The 17,660-nt window shown below is 60.9% G+C and carries 14 protein-coding genes; 9 read left to right on the top strand and 5 right to left on the bottom strand.

Annotated elements, in window-relative coordinates:
* Positions 1-3 precede the first annotated feature (3 nt).
* Positions 4-981, bottom strand: coding sequence for a 1,2-phenylacetyl-CoA epoxidase subunit PaaA (gene paaA, locus JZI28_RS15610; RefSeq protein ID WP_375698205.1), 978 nt, complete (start codon positions 979-981; stop codon positions 4-6).
* Between the two features lie 30 nt (positions 982-1,011).
* Entirely contained in the window at positions 1,012-2,214 is a 1,203-nt protein-coding gene (gene pcaF, locus JZI28_RS15605) for a 3-oxoadipyl-CoA thiolase (RefSeq protein ID WP_375698204.1), read from the bottom strand.
* A 279-nt stretch (positions 2,215-2,493) separates the two neighbouring features.
* On the opposite strand from pcaF, the gene JZI28_RS15600 reads away from it, so the two are divergent.
* The 5 genes from JZI28_RS15600 to JZI28_RS15580 all read left to right on the top strand — a co-directional run bounded on the left by JZI28_RS15600 (position 2,494) and on the right by JZI28_RS15580 (position 9,928).
* Positions 2,494-4,299 carry an acyclic terpene utilization AtuA family protein gene (locus tag JZI28_RS15600; protein ID WP_375698203.1) on the top strand — a complete coding sequence of 602 codons (1,806 nt, stop codon included), beginning with the start codon at positions 2,494-2,496 and terminating at the stop codon, positions 4,297-4,299.
* Positions 4,300-4,333: 34 nt separating this feature from the next.
* Positions 4,334-6,010: an acyl-CoA carboxylase subunit beta gene (locus tag JZI28_RS15595; protein WP_375698202.1), complete on the top strand. Its 1,677-nt coding sequence runs from the start codon at positions 4,334-4,336 to the stop codon at positions 6,008-6,010.
* Positions 6,011-6,027: 17 nt separating this feature from the next.
* On the top strand, positions 6,028-8,010 hold the full coding sequence (locus JZI28_RS15590) for an acetyl/propionyl/methylcrotonyl-CoA carboxylase subunit alpha (protein ID WP_375698201.1): 1,983 nt from the start codon (positions 6,028-6,030) through the stop codon (positions 8,008-8,010).
* Positions 8,007-9,143, top strand: a complete 1,137-nt coding sequence (locus tag JZI28_RS15585) for a nitronate monooxygenase (RefSeq protein WP_375698200.1) — start codon at positions 8,007-8,009, stop codon at positions 9,141-9,143. The genes JZI28_RS15590 and JZI28_RS15585 overlap by 4 nt, the downstream gene beginning before the upstream one ends.
* A 134-nt stretch (positions 9,144-9,277) precedes the next feature.
* Positions 9,278-9,928, top strand: coding sequence for a GntR family transcriptional regulator (locus JZI28_RS15580; protein ID WP_375698199.1), 651 nt, complete (start codon positions 9,278-9,280; stop codon positions 9,926-9,928).
* Between the two features lie 106 nt (positions 9,929-10,034).
* Here JZI28_RS15580 and JZI28_RS15575 read toward each other — a convergent pair whose 3' ends face one another.
* Complete coding sequence (locus JZI28_RS15575; protein WP_375698198.1) at positions 10,035-10,739, bottom strand: type 1 glutamine amidotransferase; 705 nt, start codon at positions 10,737-10,739, stop codon at positions 10,035-10,037.
* 79 nt (positions 10,740-10,818) lie between these two features.
* Here JZI28_RS15575 and JZI28_RS15570 point away from each other — a divergent pair, with 79 nt between their 5' ends.
* Together JZI28_RS15570 and JZI28_RS15565 are read left to right on the top strand one after the other, a co-directional pair.
* Positions 10,819-12,078, top strand: a complete 1,260-nt coding sequence (locus JZI28_RS15570) for a cytochrome P450 (RefSeq protein WP_375698197.1) — start codon at positions 10,819-10,821, stop codon at positions 12,076-12,078.
* 165 nt (positions 12,079-12,243) lie between these two features.
* On the top strand, positions 12,244-13,533 hold the full coding sequence (locus JZI28_RS15565; RefSeq protein ID WP_375698196.1) for a glutamine synthetase: 1,290 nt from the start codon (positions 12,244-12,246) through the stop codon (positions 13,531-13,533).
* A gap of 199 nt (positions 13,534-13,732) precedes the next feature.
* Here JZI28_RS15565 and JZI28_RS15560 read toward each other — a convergent pair whose 3' ends face one another.
* Complete coding sequence (locus JZI28_RS15560) at positions 13,733-15,088, bottom strand: aspartate aminotransferase family protein (protein ID WP_375698195.1); 1,356 nt, start codon at positions 15,086-15,088, stop codon at positions 13,733-13,735.
* A gap of 60 nt (positions 15,089-15,148) precedes the next feature.
* Positions 15,149-15,928, bottom strand: coding sequence for an IclR family transcriptional regulator (locus tag JZI28_RS15555; protein ID WP_353398218.1), 780 nt, complete (start codon positions 15,926-15,928; stop codon positions 15,149-15,151).
* 173 nt (positions 15,929-16,101) lie between these two features.
* Here JZI28_RS15555 and JZI28_RS15550 point away from each other — a divergent pair, with 173 nt between their 5' ends.
* On the top strand, positions 16,102-17,046 hold the full coding sequence (locus JZI28_RS15550; protein WP_297341956.1) for a tripartite tricarboxylate transporter substrate binding protein: 945 nt from the start codon (positions 16,102-16,104) through the stop codon (positions 17,044-17,046).
* Positions 17,047-17,115: 69 nt separating this feature from the next.
* Positions 17,116-17,646: a tripartite tricarboxylate transporter TctB family protein gene (locus JZI28_RS15545; protein ID WP_295448071.1), complete on the top strand. Its 531-nt coding sequence runs from the start codon at positions 17,116-17,118 to the stop codon at positions 17,644-17,646.
* Positions 17,647-17,660 lie beyond the last annotated feature (14 nt).

The raw sequence follows: 17,660 nt of genomic DNA, 5'->3' as shown, positions 1-17,660 counted from the left end.
GGTTTATTCGGCGGCGACCTTGGCCGCGGCTTTCTTGCGGGCATGGGCCAGCAGACCATCACGCACCCATTGGCCGTCTTTCCAGGCCTTGTTGCGGGCGGCCAGTCGATCAGTGTTACAGGGGCCATTGCCCTTGATCACGTCAAAGAACTCGGACCAGTCAGGGTCGGAGTAGTCATAGTGGCCGCGCTCTTCGTTCCATTTGATGCCGTCGTCAGGCAGGTCGAGCCCGAGATATTCGATCTGCGGCACGGTCTGATCGACAAACTTCTGACGCAGCTCGTCATTGGTGTTCATCTTGATCTTCCAGGCCATCGACTGGGTCGAATGTACTGAATCCGCATCTGACGGGCCAAACATCATCAGCGCCGGGAACCACAGGCGATTGACCGCATCCTGGGCCATCTTCTTTTGTGCGGGGGTGCCGGTTGCCATCTTGCGGATAGCGTCAAACCCCTGACGCGCGTGAAAGCTCTCTTCCTTGCAGACCCGGATCATGGCGCGGGAATAGGGACCAAACGAAGTCCGCTGCAATGGCACCTGGTTCATGATGGCAGCGCCATCCACCAGCCAGCCCACCGCGCCCATATCGGCCCAGTTCAGGGTTGGGTAGTTGAAGATGGAGGAATATTTCATCCGCCCATCCAGCAGCATCTCGGTCAGCTCATCGCGGCTCACCCCCAAGGTTTCGGCGGCACAGTAAAGGTAGAGACCGTGACCGGCTTCATCCTGTACCTTGGCCAGGAGGATCGCCTTGCGCTCCAGGGTGGGCGCGCGGGTGATCCAGTTGCCCTCAGGCAGCTGGCCGACGATTTCCGAATGGGCATGCTGACCGATCTGGCGGATCAGGGTCTTGCGGTATCCCGCAGGCATCCAATCCTTTGGTTCGATCTTTTCACCGGCATCAATGCGGGCCTGAAAAGCGGCCAGCTTTTCCGGATCATCGGTGCTCGCTTCGGATTGTACCATCTGTGCATACATGACTTGCTCCTCCCGTATTGGGTTGCTGGCTTAAACGCGTTCCAGGATCAGGGCGGTGCCCTGACCAACGCCGACACACATGGTGCAAAGCGCATAGCGCCCACCTGTGCGTTGCAGTTGATAGGCGGCTGTCAGCACCAAACGGGCGCCGGACATGCCAAGAGGGTGACCGATGGCAATGGCGCCACCGTTGGGGTTCACATGGGCCGCGTCATCGGCGACGCCCAGTTCACGCAGTGTCGCGATCCCCTGCGAGGCAAAGGCCTCGTTCAGCTCGATCACATCCATTTGATCAATGGTCAGGCCGGTGCGGGCCAGCACTTTGCGGGTGGCAGGCACCGGGCCAATGCCCATGACGCGGGGCTCTACCCCGGCGGCGGCCATGCCGACGATGCGCGCCATTGGCTTCAGGTCGTTTTTGACAGCAGCCGCCTCATTTGCCATCAGGATGGCGGCGGCACCGTCATTGACGCCAGAGGCATTGCCGGCGGTCACGGTCAGGTCAGGGCCATTGACGCCTTTCAGCTTGGCAAGCTTGTCGGCGCCGGTGCCGGGGCGGGGGTGCTCGTCGGTGTCGACAATCAGCGGATCCCCTTTGCGCTGGGGTACGGATACGGGCGTGATTTCATCGTTAAAGATGCCAGCCTCATGGGCGGCGGCCCAGCGGGCCTGGCTGCGGGCGGCAAAGGCATCCTGGTCTTCGCGGCTGATGCCATAATCGGTCGCAACATTGTCGGCAGTCTGTGGCATCGAGTCGGTGCCATACATTGCCTGCATCTTCTTGTTCACAAAGCGCCAGCCGATGGTGGTGTCATAGACCGCATTGGCGCGGGTAAAAGCCGAAGTCGCCTTGGGCATTACAAAAGGCGCGCGGCTCATGCTTTCGACACCGCCAGCGATGGCCATGTCATAGTCACCCGCGCGGATCCCGCGTGAGGCCATTCCCACGGCATCCATTCCAGAGGCACAGAGCCGGTTGATGGTGGTGCCGGGCACATCCACAGGCAGACCCGCCAGCAGGGCCGCCATGCGGGCCACGTTGCGGTTGCTTTCGCCGGCCTGGTTGGCGTCGCCAAAGATCACGTCGTCAATGCTGGCCCAGTCAACCTGCGGATTGCGCGCCGCAAGGGCCGCAATGGGTGAGGCTGCCAAGTCATCGGTACGCACCTGAGACAAGGCACCGCCATAGCGGCCAATTGGGGTTCGGGTGGCATCGCAGATGAATGCATCCATGGTGTTCGCGTCTCCTGAATTATCGGCAAAATAAGCCGACCGTGGGGTCGGTGTTATGCCTCTTGGTGATTCGTGGCAAGTAAAACGTAACGATTTATCGCATGGATCCGTAATCCTGTAACGTATTGGCGGGAGCTTAGTGACTTAACGTCGTCAAGAGCCACGGGCAGATTTAGGTTGCAGGCAGGGACATGCTTGGCCCAGATTAAAACAGAACGATCGGTCTGTTCAGGGCTTTCAGGTCGGTATTGTCCTGTAGCCTGCCAGAAGGGGGAGAGAATGTCACAGCATTTGCGCATTGGTGGTGCCAGTGGTTTCTGGGGAGATTCAAGCGTTGCGACGGCGCAGCTCTTGGCCTCTCCGGGGCTCGATTTTATCGTCTATGACTACCTTGCCGAAATCACCATGGCGATCCTGGCGCGGGCGCGGGCCAAAGACCCCGAGACGGGCTATGCCACAGATTTTGTCAGCGCTGCTATGGCACCAAACCTTGCCGAGATTGCCAGGCAAGGCGTGCGAATTGTGTCTAACGCTGGTGGGATGAACCCAAAGGCCTGCGCGGCGGCCCTAGAGGCCGAGATCAAAAAGCAGGGGGTCACGCTAAAGGTTGCTGTCGTCACCGGCGATGATCTTTTGGCCCAGGCAGAGCAGATCGTCGAGGCCGCACCACGGGACATGTTTCGGGGCACATCTTTGCCACCGGTGGACAAGATCGCCAGTATCAACGCCTATCTTGGCGCCTTTCCCATTGCCGCCGCGCTGGATCGCGGTGCCGATATTGTGGTGACCGGGCGCTGTGTCGACAGTGCGGTGACTCTGGGCGCGGCAATTCATCATTTTGGCTGGACCGCCACTGATCTGGATGCCTTGGCTGGCGGTAGCCTGGCCGGGCATATTCTGGAATGCGGCCCGCAGGCCACCGGTGGCAATTTCACCGACTGGCGTTTGGTGGCAGAAAACCTGGCTGAGATCGGCTATCCCATCGCTGAGGTCCGCAGGGATGGCAGTTTTGAGGTGAGCAAGCCGGAAGGCACTGGCGGGGTGGTGTCCCGCGGGACCGTCGGCGAACAGATGCTCTATGAAATCGGCGATCCACAGGCCTATCTGTTGCCGGATGTGGCTTGTGATTTCTCTGAGGTGGTGTTGCAGGAGGTCGCGCCGGACCGGGTTTTGGTCTCAGGTGCGCGGGGGCTGGGCGTGCCGGACAGTTACAAGACCTGCCTGACCTGGGCCGATGGCTTTCGCTCGGGACATATTTTCACCTTCTATGGTCTGGAAGCCGAAGAGAAGGCACAGCACTTTGCCGATACGGTGTTAAGGCGCTGCCGCGCCGTGCTGCAGCGCATGCAGGCGCCGGATTACACCGATGTCAGTGTGGAACTGCTGGGTACTGAAAGCCAGTTTGGCAACAAGCGCGACCTGCCCGCCCAGCGTGAGGTGGCGGTCAAGATCGCCGTGCGCCACCCGGATGCCCGCGCCGTGGCCCTGTTTCTGAAAGAGGCCACCGGTCTGGGTCTGGCAACGCCGCCGGGGTTGAGCGGCTTTGCGGGGGCGCGGCCCAAGCCCTCGCCGGTGCTGGCGCTGTTCTCCTACCTTACCCCCAAGCCGCAGGTTCAGCAGCGCCTGCTGGACGAGGCGGGCGAGGTGCAGTGCCCGGAGGTCAAAGGTCCTGCTGTGGCTGTGGCACCGCGGCCGGACCTGCCGCAGGCCCCGAAGGCGGTAACCTGTGTCCAGGTGCCCCTGGTCGACCTGGCCTGGGCCCGCAGCGGCGACAAGGGCGATATCGCCAATATTGGCGTGATGGCACGCGATCCCGCCTGGATGCCCTGGATCTGGGCGGGTCTGACGCCAGCGCATTTGCACCAGGTGTTTGGCCATTTCCTGGAAGGGGCCGGGGCGGAGGCGATAGAGCGGTTCTACCTGCCTGGCTCTGCCTCGATGAATATCCTTTTGCACGGCGCGCTGGGCGGTGGCGGCACCTCGTCCCTGCGCAATGACCCGCAGGCCAAGGGCTATGCCCAGCTGCTGCTGGCGGCACCTATCGCGGTCGATGCGGATCTGCTGGCACGGCTGCGGGGGGAATGATGTATCACAATAAAAAGATGCAGCAGGATCTCTGGTGCGCTGGTCGCGGCTTTGGGGCTGCGATTTCTACGATCAACCCGATGAGGACATGTGGATGAAGGCTTTTCAAAGCAGGATCAATACCGCCAGCGACAGCTATGCCCAGAACCGCGCCGATATGCTGGCGCAGGTGGACCGGATGCGCAGCTTGGAAGCCCGTGCTGCAGCAAAATCAGAGCAGCGTCGCCCGGTGTTTGATAAACGCGGCCAGCTGTCGCCACGGGAACGTCTGGCGGCCCTGCTCGACCCGGGTATGCCATTTCTTGAGCTCTACAACATGGCCTCCTATCTGGTGGACGACCCGGATCCTGAGACCTCGATCCCCGGGGCCTCGATCATTCTGGGGATTGGCTATGTGGCTGGTGTGCGTTGCATGGTCTTTGTGGATGATGCCGGCATCAATGCCGGGGCAATGACCGGCAAATCGGTGGATAAGGCGCTGGGGGCCATTGATATCGCGTTGAAGCAAAAGCTGCCCTTTGTGCATCTGGTTGAAAGCGCCGGGGCGGATCTGACCCGCTACACGGTTGAGCTCTGGGCCCATGGCGGCGGCATGTTTGCCGGTCTGGCGCGGCTCTCGGCGGCGGGCAATCCGGTGATCACCGTGTTGCACGGGGCCTCGACCGCTGGCGGCGCCTATCAGCCGGGACTGTCGGACTATGTGATCGGGGTCAAGGGCAACGGTATGGCGATGCTGGCGGGGGCGGCGCTGGTGCAGGCCGCAACCGGAGAAATCGCCGAGGATGCCGACCTGGGCGGCGCCGAGATGCACGCAGAGGTCACCGGCCTGGTGGAATACCTCGCCGAGGATGATGCCCATGGTCTGGAGATTGCCCGCGATGTGGTGTCCGGTCTGGGCTGGCAAAACTGCGCCGACCCCGCCGGCGCCTATGATCCGCCCAAATATGACAGCGAGGAGCTGGCAGGGGCCATCCCGGCGGACTACCGCAAACCCTATGACATGCGCGAGCTGGCAGCGCGGCTGGTGGATGGCTCTCGGCTGCGGGATTTCAAACCGGGCTATGGCCCGGCGCTGGTCTGCCTGCAGGCGCATATCATGGGCCAGCCCGTGGGCATTCTTGGCAATAACGGCCCCATTGATCCCGACGGTGCCACCAAGGCAACGCATTTCCTGCAGGTGATGGATCAGGCGGGCACGCCGGTGATCTTTCTGGGCAATACCACCGGCTATATGGTTGGCACCGCCTATGAGCGCGCGGGCATGATCAAACATGGCTCCAAAATGATCCAGGCGGTGACCAACCTGCGGGTGCCCAAGATCTCGCTCTATACTGGGGCCAGTTTTGGCGCCGGCAACTATGGCATGTGTGGCCATGCCTTTGGCGCGGATTTCCTGTTCACCTGGCCCAATGCCATGACCGGGGTGATGGGGGGCGAACAGGCGGCTCTGACCATGGAACAGGTGGCGCGGCGCACCGCTGCGCGCAAGGGCATCCCGGTGGACGAGGCCCGCTTGGCCAAGCAAAGCGCCGGGATCGCGGCGCATTTTGACAGTCAGTCGGATGCGTTTTTCACCTCTGGGCGGATGTTGGACATGGGCATGATTGATCCGCGCGACAGCCGGGCGGTGATTGGTTTCTGTCTGGCCACCTGCAGGGAGGCGCGCCGCCGTGATCTCAACCCCAATGCCTTTGGCGTGGGACGGGCCTGATGGGAGAGGAGCAGAATATGACCGAATTTAATTCAATCCTGGTGGCCAATCGTGGTGAGATCGCCCTGCGTATCATGCGCACGGCGCGCGCGATGGGGATGACTTGCGTGGCGGTTTATACCGAAGCCGACGCAGGGAGCCCGCATGTGAGTTTTGCTGATCGCGCCATCTGCATTGGCACCGGTCCGGTGGGCGACAGCTATCTGGATGCATCCAAGGTTCTGGCCGCCGCACAGGAGGCAGGCGCGCAGGCGGTGCACCCCGGCTATGGCTTCTTGTCGGAGAATGCCGAATTTGCCCGCGCCTGCACTGCGGCTGGCCTTACGTTTATTGGCCCCAGCGCTGAGTCCATTGCTCTGATGGGCAACAAAGCAGCCGCCAAACGGCGCATGATCGAAGCAGGGGTTCCCTGCGTTCCCGGCTATGAGGGCACAGATCAGTCACCGGCCGTGCTGGCGGCAGAGGCGGCAGGGATTGGCTATCCGGTGATGATCAAGGCAGCGGCAGGGGGCGGCGGCCGTGGCATGCGGCTGGTCACCGCCCCCGAAGGTTTTGCATCGGCTTTGGATCTGGCCAAAAGCGAAGCCCTGTCGGCCTTTGGCTCGGATGAGATGATCCTGGAAAAGGCGGTGATGCGCCCGCGTCACGTGGAGATCCAGATCTTTGCTGATGCCAGTGGCAATACCATCCACCTGGGCGAGCGCGACTGCTCGGTGCAGCGCCGCCATCAGAAGGTGGTGGAAGAGGCCCCCTGTCCGGTGATGACGCCTGAGCTGCGCGCCGAAATGGGTGCGGCTGCGGTGGCTGCGGCCCGCGCTGTCAGCTATCTGGGGGCCGGAACGGTAGAGTTCCTGCTGGATGCCGATGGGGCTTTTTACTTTCTGGAGATGAACACCCGCCTGCAGGTGGAACACCCGGTAACGGAGATGGTCACGGGGCTCGATCTGGTGGCGCTGCAGATCCGCGCGGCGCGTGGTCAGGCGCTGGGCCTAGCGCAACACGACGTGGCGCTGACCGGCCATGCCATTGAGGTGCGGCTCTACGCCGAAGACGCCAGCCAGGGGTTTTTGCCACAATCCGGCGGGATCAGTCTCTGGCAGCCGCCCAGCGGGCCGGGCATCCGGGTGGATGCGGGGATTACCTCCGGGCAGGAGGTCTCTGCTTTTTATGACCCTATGCTGGCCAAGCTCATCGCCCATGGATCCACCCGCGGCGAGGCGCTGGAGCGTTTGATTGCGGCGCTGCGCGATACGGTGATTTTTGGGCCTGCCTGCAACCGTGATTTTCTGATTGATGTGCTCGGACATGGGGACTTTGCCACCGGGGCGGCCACCACTGGTTTTATCAGTGACCACTTTGATCCACTTCTGCCGCCCGAGGTCACCAGCGCCGATCTGGCGCTGGCAGCGGGGCTGATCTATCGCGCCGATCAGGCGGCAATGGCTCAACAGGCCACCATCCCGGCAGATCTGCTTGGCTGGTCCAGTCAGGGGGCGTTGCAGGCGCGAATGGTACTGGAGGCCGGAGGCGATCCTGTGACGGTGCAGCTACGCCAGGGTCGTGATGGCATCCGCGTGCTGGTCGGCGCGGCAGAGCATCATTTGGATCACCAGGGCGATTGCCTGCGGTTGGATGGGCTGCGACTGGACCTGCGCCGCCATCTGATGGTGGGGGAAGATCTTTATCTGGCGACCGGGGCGCGGATTTTGAAGGTGACCCGGGTGCTGGCGGACCAGGGCGCTGCAGCTGCTGCGGGGGGCGGCGCGACCCGGGCGCCGATGCATGGCAACCTGCTGGATCTCAGCGTCAGCCCTGGCGACCGGGTTGAGATTGGCACACGGCTGGCGGTGCTGGAGGCGATGAAGATGCAGCACGAGATCCTGGCCGAGGTTGCAGGCACGGTGAGCGAGGTCGCAGTCACGGCTCCAAACCAGGTGAAGGCAGGCGATTTGCTGGTGCAGATCGAACAGGATAGCGCGAAACAGGAGGGCACAACATGAACTCGGACCTTTGCAAGCAGCTTGGCATTGAGTTTCCGCTTTTTGCCTTTTCCCATTGCCGCGACGTGGTGGCCGCCGTCACCAATGCGGGCGGTATGGGGGTGTTTGGCGCCGCGATGATGTCACCCGAAGAGCTGGAAGAAGAGCTGTCTTGGATTGATGCCCAGGTGAAGGGCAAACCCTATGGTGTTGACCTTATCGTGCCCAACAAATTTGAGGCCAAGGGCGAGGATCTTTCGGATGCGGAGATTCTGGCCATGGTCCCCGAGGGGCATAAGGATTTTGCCAGTGCGCTGCTGCAACAGCACGGGCTGGAGCCGGGCGATCTGGAGCCCGCACGGGCCGACCGGCTGGTGTTTCGTAAAAACATCAGCGCTGAGGGGGCGCGGCGCAGTCTGGATGTGGCCTTTTCCCACCCGATTGCGTTGATCGCCAATGCGCTGGGGTTGCCACCCCAAGATATGCTGGAGCGCGGCAAGGCCCTGGGTGTGGCGGTTGGTGCGCTGGTGGGCACGGCGCAGCACGCCGGGGCCCAGGTGGCAGCCGGGGTAGATGTGATCATCGCTGCAGGGGGTGAGGCCGGTGGCCATACCGGTGAGGTCTCAACCATGGTTCTGGTGCCCGAGGTGGTGCAGGCCATCGCCGGATCCGGCGTGCCGGTGCTGGCGGCGGGCGGCATTGCCACCGGGGGCCAGATGGCGGCCGCCATGGCGATGGGCGCAGCGGGGGCCTGGTGTGGCTCGGTCTGGCTGACGACCGCAGAGGCAGAAACCAACCCGGTGGTGAAGGAAAAGATGTTGGCGGCCAGCAGTCGCGACACGGTGCGCTCGCGCTCTCGCACGGGTAAGCCCTCGCGCCAACTGGTCAGCGCCTGGACCGAGGCCTGGGAGAGCAAGGCGGCGCCCACTCCGCTGCCGATGCCCTTGCAGACCCTGGTGTCGGAACCGGCGTTACACCGGATAGATCAGATCTCGCAAACCGGCCACGCCGGGGCGCAGGATCTGGCGACCTATTGGGTCGGGCAGGGGGTTGGCCTGATGAACCAGACAATGTCCGCCGGGACTGTGGTGCAGCAGTTCAAGGAAGAGTTTTTGACAGCCTATGAGCGGCTTGGCACCCTGTTGGAGGAGTGACGCCAGACCTTTTGCCAGAACGATTACCAGAGCGATTACCAGAATGATTGCCGTGCGGCGGCTTTGTTGCCTTGTCTGGACCTGCAACCTATGGTCAGCCAGATCAGTCGACAACAGAGGGCAGGGCAGCAGCAGTGGCAGGACAGAGTGAAGTGCTATTGACCGCGATCCTTGCGGATATTGACGCGGGGCAGCTGAACCCGGGCGATGTGCTGGACGAAGCCGGTTTGGCGGCGCGTCATCTGGTGTCACGCACGCCGATCCGGGAAGTCTTTATCCAGCTGGAGGCTGCGGGGCTTATTCGTCGTTTGCCGCGTAAGGGCGCGGTACTGTTCAAACCCACATTGGAAGAGTTTTTGGCGATCCTGGAAGTGCATGCCAATCTGGAAGGTCAGGCGGCTGGCCTGGCGGCGCGACGGATGACGGCGGTCCAGGCCGCAGAGCTGGAAGAGATCGTTCAGGCCTGTGAAGCCCATGCTGCCGAAAAGGGAGAAGGCGACCCCAATGGCTATTACCAGCTGAACCTGCAGTTTCATGCAGGCGTGGCCCTCGGGGCCGGAAACCCGTTCCTGGTTGAGATGATCAAGACCAACGCGCGCAAGCTGATGGCCTATTACCGGGCGCGCTATCGGTATCCGGGCTCGATTGCGCAATCGGCAAAAGAGCACCGCGAAATTGCCGAGTTGATCTATGCCCATGATCAGGCCGCGGCAGAGCGGCGGATGATACAACATGTGCAGTTTGATCAGGTCACGGTGATGGATTTGCTGGCGGCGCTTGGCTGAAAGCGGGGCAGCCTCCGGCGGGAGGTGTTAGAAAAGATGAAGGCGGGCCGGAGGCTGTCCTTTGCTGGTTTGGCTGGGCTTTTGCCTATTTTGGCTGGGCTTTTGCCTATTGCGCTTGTTCAAAGAACCGCGCCAGGCTTTCGGCAAAGGCGGCCTGATCTGCAGGCTGGGAGAGGCTGTTTTGGGCCTGGGCATAGTGTTCGGGGGCGAGATCATCGCGCATCTCTTGGGTGAGCGCGGCGATGAAATCGGGGCTCATTTCCGGGTGGTGTTGGCTGGTCCAGATGTGATTGCCGATGAAAAAGCCAGCGTTCAACCCGGTGCTGGTCGCGCTTTCCCGGGCCTGGGCTGGCAGCTGTGTGACACACTCGCTGTGTGACCCATAGAGTTTGAAGTCTGCGGGCAGCGGCTGCGTCCAAGTCGGCCGGGCGCGCATCTGGTTGGGGATTAGCCCGTGGACCCAGCCATTTGGGTTTTTTCCCACACTTCCGCCCAGAGCCAGGGCGATGGCCTGATGCCCAAAACAGGCGCCAAACAGTGGCAGTTGCGCTGTCTCGATCTGTTGTATCAGCTCTAGCAATGGGGCGATCCAAGGCAATTCGCTGCGGGTCGACGCCGGGCTGCCGGTGATCAAAACGCCGTCAAATGCATCCAGATCCGTAGGGAACTGACCCTCGTGAATCTGAAAGGCTGTTGCCTGCCAGTCTGGTCGCGCCAAATGGACGAGCCGGGTGAATTTCTCAGCGTCCAGGGGGTGCTGCGCAGCAAAGCTGCTTTTGTCTGTGTTGGTGACCATAATCGCTAAGTGCATGTTCTGGCTCGTGAGTTTTATGTTTACATATTTATGACGTTAAATAATATACATAAAGAAGCCATTCGGGAAGCCCAATATGACCATCTGGACACCACAGGACGACGGCTATGCCGACCTGAGCAGCCACGACACCTTTGCCAATGGGGCGCCGCATAACACCTTTGCCCGTCTGCGCCGCGAGGATCCGCTGCATTGGACCGCCTATGCCGGCGGCGAGGATTTTTGGTCGGTCACCCGCTACGAGGACATCACCCAGATGAACAAGAACACTGAGGTGTTCTCTTCGGCGCGGGGCATCCGCATGGAAGACCAGAGCTATGAGGAATATCTGGCGCGACGCACCTTTCAGGAGACTGATCCGCCGGAGCATTCCAAGGTGCGGATGAAGCTGATGAAGGCCTTTTCCAAGACCTCGATGGCGCAGTATGAGCAGGAAATCCGCGATATCTGCGCCGAGATCCTGGACCCGGTGCTGGAGCAGGGCAGCTTTGACGCCACCAAGGACATCGCCCGGCAATTGCCGATGCGGATGCTTGGCCGCGTCGTGGGCCTGCCAGAGGCGGATCTGCCCTGGCTGGTGGAAAAGGGCGATGCTCTGATTGCCAATACCGACCCCGATTTCACCGCCCATGTGATGGATAAGCTGCAAACGGATGAATACCGGATGATGCCGTTTAACTCACCAGCCGGGGCGGAGCTGTACGTCTACGCCAAGGAGCTGATGGCGGCAAAGGCAAAGGCGGGGGATACCGCAGGGGTGCTCAATATGATTTTGCAGCCCGCCAAGGATGGCTCCACCATAACCGAGACCGAGTTCCGTAATTTCTTTTGCCTATTGGTGGCGGCGGGCAATGATACCACCCGTTACTCTATTGCGGCAGGGATTCAGGCCCTGTGTCATCAGCCTGAGCTGTTGGCGCAGATGCAGGCGGGGGGCGCGGTTTGGGAGACTGCAGCGGATGAGATCATCCGCTGGGCCACGCCTGCGCTGTATTTTCGGCGCACTGCGACGCGGGATGTCGAGATGCATGACAAGCTGATCCGGGAGGGTGACAAGGTGCTTTACTGGTTCATCTCGGCCAATCGCGATGAGAGCTATTTTGACGATCCCCTTCGGGTGAACCTGATGCGCAGCCCCAATCGCCACCTGTCCTTTGGCCAGTTTGGCCCCCATGTTTGCCTGGGCATGTGGTTGGCCCGGTTAGAGGTCACGGTGCTGTTTCAGGAGCTGGCAAAGCGGATCAGCCATATCGAAGCTAATGGGCCGCAGAAATTCCTGCGGTCGAATTTTGTTGGCGGCATCAAGGAGCTGCCGGTGCGCGTCACCCGGCGCTGATCCTGTGCTGATCCTGCGTTTATCCCAGGGTGTCTTTTTGCGGAGCTCAGGCAAAAATGGGTCCCTGTTAGGCGCTAAATATGTTAAGTAAATATCTGGCAAGCGCTGCGGCAGAACAGGCGCGATCAGCCTATTCGATGACTCCAACCCGGAAGGATTTTAATCATGAAGACCCGCTTGCGTGCGATGTTTTGCGACCACCTCAGCATCATGCGGGGGAAGTACCTGCCCAATTCCAAGATTGGCGATGGGGATACCCGGTTTTGCCGCTCTGTGTTTGGCACCCATTATGATCGGGATTTGCTGGATGCGCCGGGATCCCTGGTCAAGCAGGGGATGCCGGATATGGAGTTGCGCTGGCAACATGACGATATTCGCGACAGCTGGCATGCCTCGACCAAAGTGGTTTTGGGCGACCTCTTTGATGTTGAGGGCGTGCCTTTGTCGCTGTGCCCGCGGGGGGCACTGAAACGCGCGGTTTCGGCCTGGAAGGCGCGGGGCTTGACCCCGAAGGTGGGGATCGAGCTGGAAGCCTATGCGCTGCAGGCGGATGATCGGGGCCGGTTGATGCCCTATGATGCGCCTGGTGGCGTGGTCTATGGCACCGGGCCTTTTGCGGATCCCTTGCGGTTCAATGACCGGATCTGGGCGATGGCGGATGAAATGGGATTTTCGCTGGATATGATCACGGCAGAGTTCGACTCGCCGCAGTTTGAATACACGCTGACCTTTGATGATGCGGTGAAGGCGGTGGATGATATTGTCTTGTTCCGCCTGATGGCGCGGGAGATTGCGCTGGAATATGGCATTGTGCTGACCTTTATGCCCAAACCGGTGGCCGAGGCGGGCGGATCTGGCATGCATATCAACTTTTCCTTTGTGGATGAGGCCGGGGGCAATGCGCTCTCGTCTGGGCCACGGGGCGGGCCGGAGCATATGAATGACCTGGCGCGGGGCTGTCTGGCGGGGGTCTTGCAGCATCACAAAGGCCTGGCCGGGCTGATTGCGCCCACCGCGAACAGCTATATGCGGCTGCAGCCGGGATCGCTGTCGGGCTATTGGCAAAACTGGGGCGGCGATCATCGCAATGTGACCACGCGGATCAGCTCAGAGGGGGGCGCCAAGGCTCGCTTGGAGCACCGGATGGCGGATGCCTCCTCCAATCCTTACACTTCGGTAGCAGCAGTTTTGCAGGCCTCATTGCTTGGAGTGGAGAAGGGCTATGAATTGCCGCCGATGGAGACGGGCGATGGCTTTGACCGCACCGATGCGCGGGATGGGACGGCGATTGACCTGAAAGGCGCGGTGAATGATCTGGAACGTGATACGGTGCTGGCAGAGGCCGTTGGCGCCGAGCTGGTCGCGAACCATGTCTTTATGAAGCGCAAAGAAGTGCGCAAAACCCGGGACCTTGAAGGCGACGGGATGCGGGATTTCTACGTTCACTTTGTCTAGAGCTTTATACGGCGCGGGCAAGACCGGGCTTGATGGCAGGGCTGCTTTTGCAAAAACCAGCCTAGCTCACCATATAAAACTGCCGCGCCGCGGAAGCGGCGCTACGAGAAGCAGCGGGCCCGAAGCATATGCTTCGGGCCCGCCATGGTATCTGGTGGCAGCCGACCCATGGTCGGCTGCGGCGGCGCTTGTGTCTGCGTTAGCGCACCGCCGCAAAGCCTGCGTCCAGGGCGGAAAGGATGCTCTGGACGTCTTGCGCGGTGAGAACCAGCGGGGGCGAGAGGATGATATTGGGGCCGGAAACGCGCACCATGGCACCGTTCTGGTAGGTCACTTCCTGCAAGGTGGCAGTGGTCTGTTTATCGATTGGGCTCTTACTGGCGCGATCTGCCACCAGCTCCATGGCGCACATCAAACCATGGCCGCCACGGACATCGCCGATCAGCGCGTGTTTCTCTTGCAGAGCGAGTAGCCCCTGATGCAACTCCTTGCCACGGGCCGCTGCGTTCTCGGCCACATTCAGGCGCAGGGTTTCCTGCAGACAGGCAAGCGCGGCGGCGGCGCCGACCGGGTGGCCGGAATAGGTATAGCCATGGCCAATGGCTGCCCGCCCGGTTTTGTCCTGCTCAAACACCTCTGCCACCGCATCCGCGATCATCACCGCACCAAAGGGAAAATAGCCATTGGTGATGGCCTTGGCGGTGCACATGAAATCAGGCTGCACTCCCCAATGCCGCGACCCGGTCCAAGAGCCTGTGCGACCAAAGGCGGTGATGACCTCATCAGCAATCAGCAGGATGCCGTGCTTGCTGCAGATCTCACGCACCCCAGGCATGAAGCTTTCATGGGGCGGGATCACTCCGCCAGCGCCCAGGATCGGCTCCATGATAAAAGCCGCGATGGTGCCCGCCCCCTGAAAGGCGATCTCGTCTTCCAAGGCCTGCAGGCAGAGCTGCGCCAGCTTTGCGGGGTCGCTCTCGTGAAAAGGGTTGCGAAAGGTATAGGGGGCCGGGATATGGTAGCAGCCGGGCAGCAGTGGTTCATACTGGGTACGGAAATTGGCATTGCCGTTGACCGAAGCCCCGCCCATGTGGGTGCCATGGTAGCCTTTTTTCAGGCTGAGGAATTTGGTCCGCCCGGCCTCGCCCCGGATTTTGTGATACTGCCGTGCCAGCCGCAGGGCTGTTTCCACCGAATCCGAACCGCCAGAGGTGAAAAAGGCACGGGTCAGCCCGTCCGCCGCGAAAAAATCCTTCAGCACCTCGGCCAGCTGGATCACCTGATCATTACTGGTGCCACGAAAGGTGGAATAATAGGGCAGCACATCCAGCTGGGCGGCAATGGCGTCTTTGACTGGCTGACAGGAAAACCCAAGGTTGACGTTCCACAGCCCGCCCACGGCATCAATCACTTCGTGACCATCCACATCGCTGATCCGCACGCCGGAGGCGCCGGTGATGATGGTGGGCGGGTTGGCCTGGCTATCGGCGGGATGCGCCATGGGATGCCACAGCGATTTGGCGTTATGTTCCTTGAGGAAATTCGAATCTTTCATTGGCTAAACTCCTGATCGGGTCCAGCAGGGGACCGGGGGTATCTTGAAAAAGGGCAGTGGTTACAGGGCCGCATCCTGCGGATAATCAGCGGGAGGGCTGCCTCCGATGCGATGGGTGAGGGAGGCCCCGGCCCTGCGCAGGGCGGTGCGAATAGTATCCTGTTGTTGCGGAGACATCCGTGAGGCCGGGGCGGCCACGGCAAGCGCTCCGAGCGCCTTATGGTCCGCACCAAAGATGGGCACCGCATGGGAGTGCACTTCCAGCTCAAAGCTGCCCAGGGTGTCTGCAATGCCAGTCTCGCGGATCTGGGTTAGTTTGGTGCGGATCTCATCAGGATCGACCAGCGTCTTGCTGGTATGCACTTTCAGCGGCTGCGCCAGCACCTGTTCGACAAAGTCCGGATCGGCATAGGCCAGGATCGCGAGGCCAGAGCTGGTGGCATGATAGGTCACGGTCTGGGCGTCATCCATGGTGACCTTGGTGGCATGGCGCGGCGAATAAGCGTGGCTGAGGGTCTGCACCCAGGTTTCATGCCCCAAGGACACATGGGTCGTCTCGCCGGTTTCATCGCTCAACTCGCGCAGGACACGACGAGACACCGATAGAATCGGGGTTGAGGCTTCGCGCAGCGCTGCCAGGTGCAAAACCTGTGGCCCCAGCCGATAGGCGCGATCGTTTTCCCCCTGTTCCACAAAGCCCGATTCTTGCAGCTCACCCATAAGGCGATAGGCCGTCGCCTTGTTGATGCCCGAAAGGCGAGTGAGGTCGCTCAGGCCGATTTCGGTTCGGTCGGGGGCGAAAAAACTTAACAATGAAAGGGCTTTGCTGACAGTTCCCATATGCCGGTCCGAGCTCCGTTTGGCCAATTGCGCGGCGAGAGTTTGGAAAAGAAAACTCCTGCGTTGATATTTTGTTGACAGATAAGCAAGCGGCCTGTCAATCTAAATTCAAACCAACGGTTCAAATAATGAACCAATCTTGCTGAAACCTCAGCACCAACCGGGAGACTGAAATGAAACTGACCCATCTCGTGAAAGGCGCCGCTGCTGCTGCCGCTCTTGGCCTCAGCGCTGTGGCTGCGCAGGCTGAATATCCAGAAAAACCTGTAAGCTTTATTGTGCCCTGGCCTCCCGGTGATCTGGAGGATGTGCTGACCCGCATGATCGCAGATGATTTTCAGGCCGAATACGGTGTGGCAGCTGCTGTGGTGAACAAGCCCGGCGGCGGTGGTGGCCCCTTCCCAGGCGCAATCGAAGTGGCCAATGCACCTGCGGATGGCTACACGGTTGGCTCTTTTGTGATCGGCGTGCCGGTGATGGGTCATCAGATTGATATCCCGCCGCTGACACCGGAAAAGTTCGACCCGCTGGGGATCTTCCTCACCTATCCCTTTGTCATCGCCACCTCGGCGGATGCGCCCTATTCTTCGATGGAAGAGCTGGCCGCCTATGCCAAGGACAACGACGTGGCCCTGGGCCATTTTGGCGATGTGCTGACGCCGACGCAGGTGACCAAAGCCTTTGCCAAGAACGCAGGCTTTGAGTGGGGCTCGGATGCGGCTTTTGATGCGCTGGACTGCAATACCCTGGCCTCTGGCGATGCGGATGTGATCAACACCACCCTGCAGCTGATCCTGCCCTGTCTGGATCAGGTCAAGGTTCTGGTCTCAATCACCGATGAACGTATCCCGCTGGTGCCCGACGCGCCCGCCATTGGTGAGCTGGACGCTGGTCTCAATATTGCCCTGTGGAACGGTCTGTTTGTCACCAAGGACACGCCGCAGGATGTGCGCGAAAAAATCATTGCCGTGGCGCAGAAAACCATGATGAGCGAACGGGCGCAGGCCGTGGCAGCGGAAACCGGAGCGCTGGTCTATTGGCAAAGCGCCCCCGACAGCGCCGCCCGCGTGGCGACTGACATTGCCACCATGGCAAAAATCGGCTCGATCCTAGAGTAATACTTCGCACCTTTTGCCGGGGCCAGAACTGGCCCCGGTTCCCGTTTCAGCGCGAAAAAGATCCTCCCAATGACCACGGAACGAGAACGCCGCTTTGTCGGCCCCCGGCGCGGGCAGCTGGTATTTGCCCTTGTGTTTCTTACCCTCTCGGTGCTGCTTTTGGCGCTGATTGGTGAACAGACCACCTGGGTCAAAAAGGCCAAACTCTTTGCCCAGCCCCGGTTCTGGCCAGCCGTGAGCCTGGGCGGAATGGTGCTGCTTGGGGGCTTACATTTTTACCATCTGCCCTGGCGGCGGGCCTCGCGCTATGACCTGTGGGAGACGCGGCAATGGGGGCGCAGCGCGGAATATGCGCTCTGGTTTATGGGCTATGTGCTTTTGGTTCCCATCATTGGCTATCTGCCCGTAACCTTGATTTTTGTACCGTTGCTGGCGCGCCGTATGGGCTATCGCAGTCGGTTCATGATGGGAATTAGTCTCGGCTTTGCCCTGGCAGTTGTGCTGCTGTTCAAGGGCGTCTTGTCTGTCCGGATCCCTGGTGCACTGCTCTATGAGTATTTGCCCGGGGCCCTGCGCAACTTCTTTATTCTCTATTTCTAGTCCTCGGGGTTTTT

It is taken from the genome of Pseudophaeobacter sp. TrK17 (genome assembly GCF_042192375.1).
Taxonomy (GTDB): domain Bacteria; phylum Pseudomonadota; class Alphaproteobacteria; order Rhodobacterales; family Rhodobacteraceae; genus Pseudophaeobacter.
Note: the sequence above shows the minus strand (reverse complement) of the source record. Positions and strands in the feature narration are given on the sequence as shown.

Bases quoted from the DNA above. Each gene is read 5' to 3' on its own strand.
- JZI28_RS15565 (WP_375698196.1), top strand. From the start codon at position 12,244: ATGAAGACCCGCTTGCGTGCGATGTTTTGCGACCACCTCAGCATCATG.
- JZI28_RS15570 (WP_375698197.1), top strand. From the start codon at position 10,819: ATGACCATCTGGACACCACAGGACGACGGCTATGCCGACCTGAGCAGC.
- pcaF (WP_375698204.1), bottom strand. From the start codon at position 2,214: ATGGATGCATTCATCTGCGATGCCACCCGAACCCCAATTGGCCGCTAT.
- JZI28_RS15545 (WP_295448071.1), top strand. From the start codon at position 17,116: ATGACCACGGAACGAGAACGCCGCTTTGTCGGCCCCCGGCGCGGGCAG.
- JZI28_RS15575 (WP_375698198.1), bottom strand. From the start codon at position 10,739: ATGCACTTAGCGATTATGGTCACCAACACAGACAAAAGCAGCTTTGCT.
- JZI28_RS15550 (WP_297341956.1), top strand. From the start codon at position 16,102: ATGAAACTGACCCATCTCGTGAAAGGCGCCGCTGCTGCTGCCGCTCTT.
- JZI28_RS15585 (WP_375698200.1), top strand. From the start codon at position 8,007: ATGAACTCGGACCTTTGCAAGCAGCTTGGCATTGAGTTTCCGCTTTTT.
- JZI28_RS15555 (WP_353398218.1), bottom strand. From the start codon at position 15,928: ATGGGAACTGTCAGCAAAGCCCTTTCATTGTTAAGTTTTTTCGCCCCC.
- JZI28_RS15590 (WP_375698201.1), top strand. From the start codon at position 6,028: ATGACCGAATTTAATTCAATCCTGGTGGCCAATCGTGGTGAGATCGCC.
- JZI28_RS15560 (WP_375698195.1), bottom strand. From the start codon at position 15,088: ATGAAAGATTCGAATTTCCTCAAGGAACATAACGCCAAATCGCTGTGG.
- paaA (WP_375698205.1), bottom strand. From the start codon at position 981: ATGTATGCACAGATGGTACAATCCGAAGCGAGCACCGATGATCCGGAA.
- JZI28_RS15600 (WP_375698203.1), top strand. From the start codon at position 2,494: ATGTCACAGCATTTGCGCATTGGTGGTGCCAGTGGTTTCTGGGGAGAT.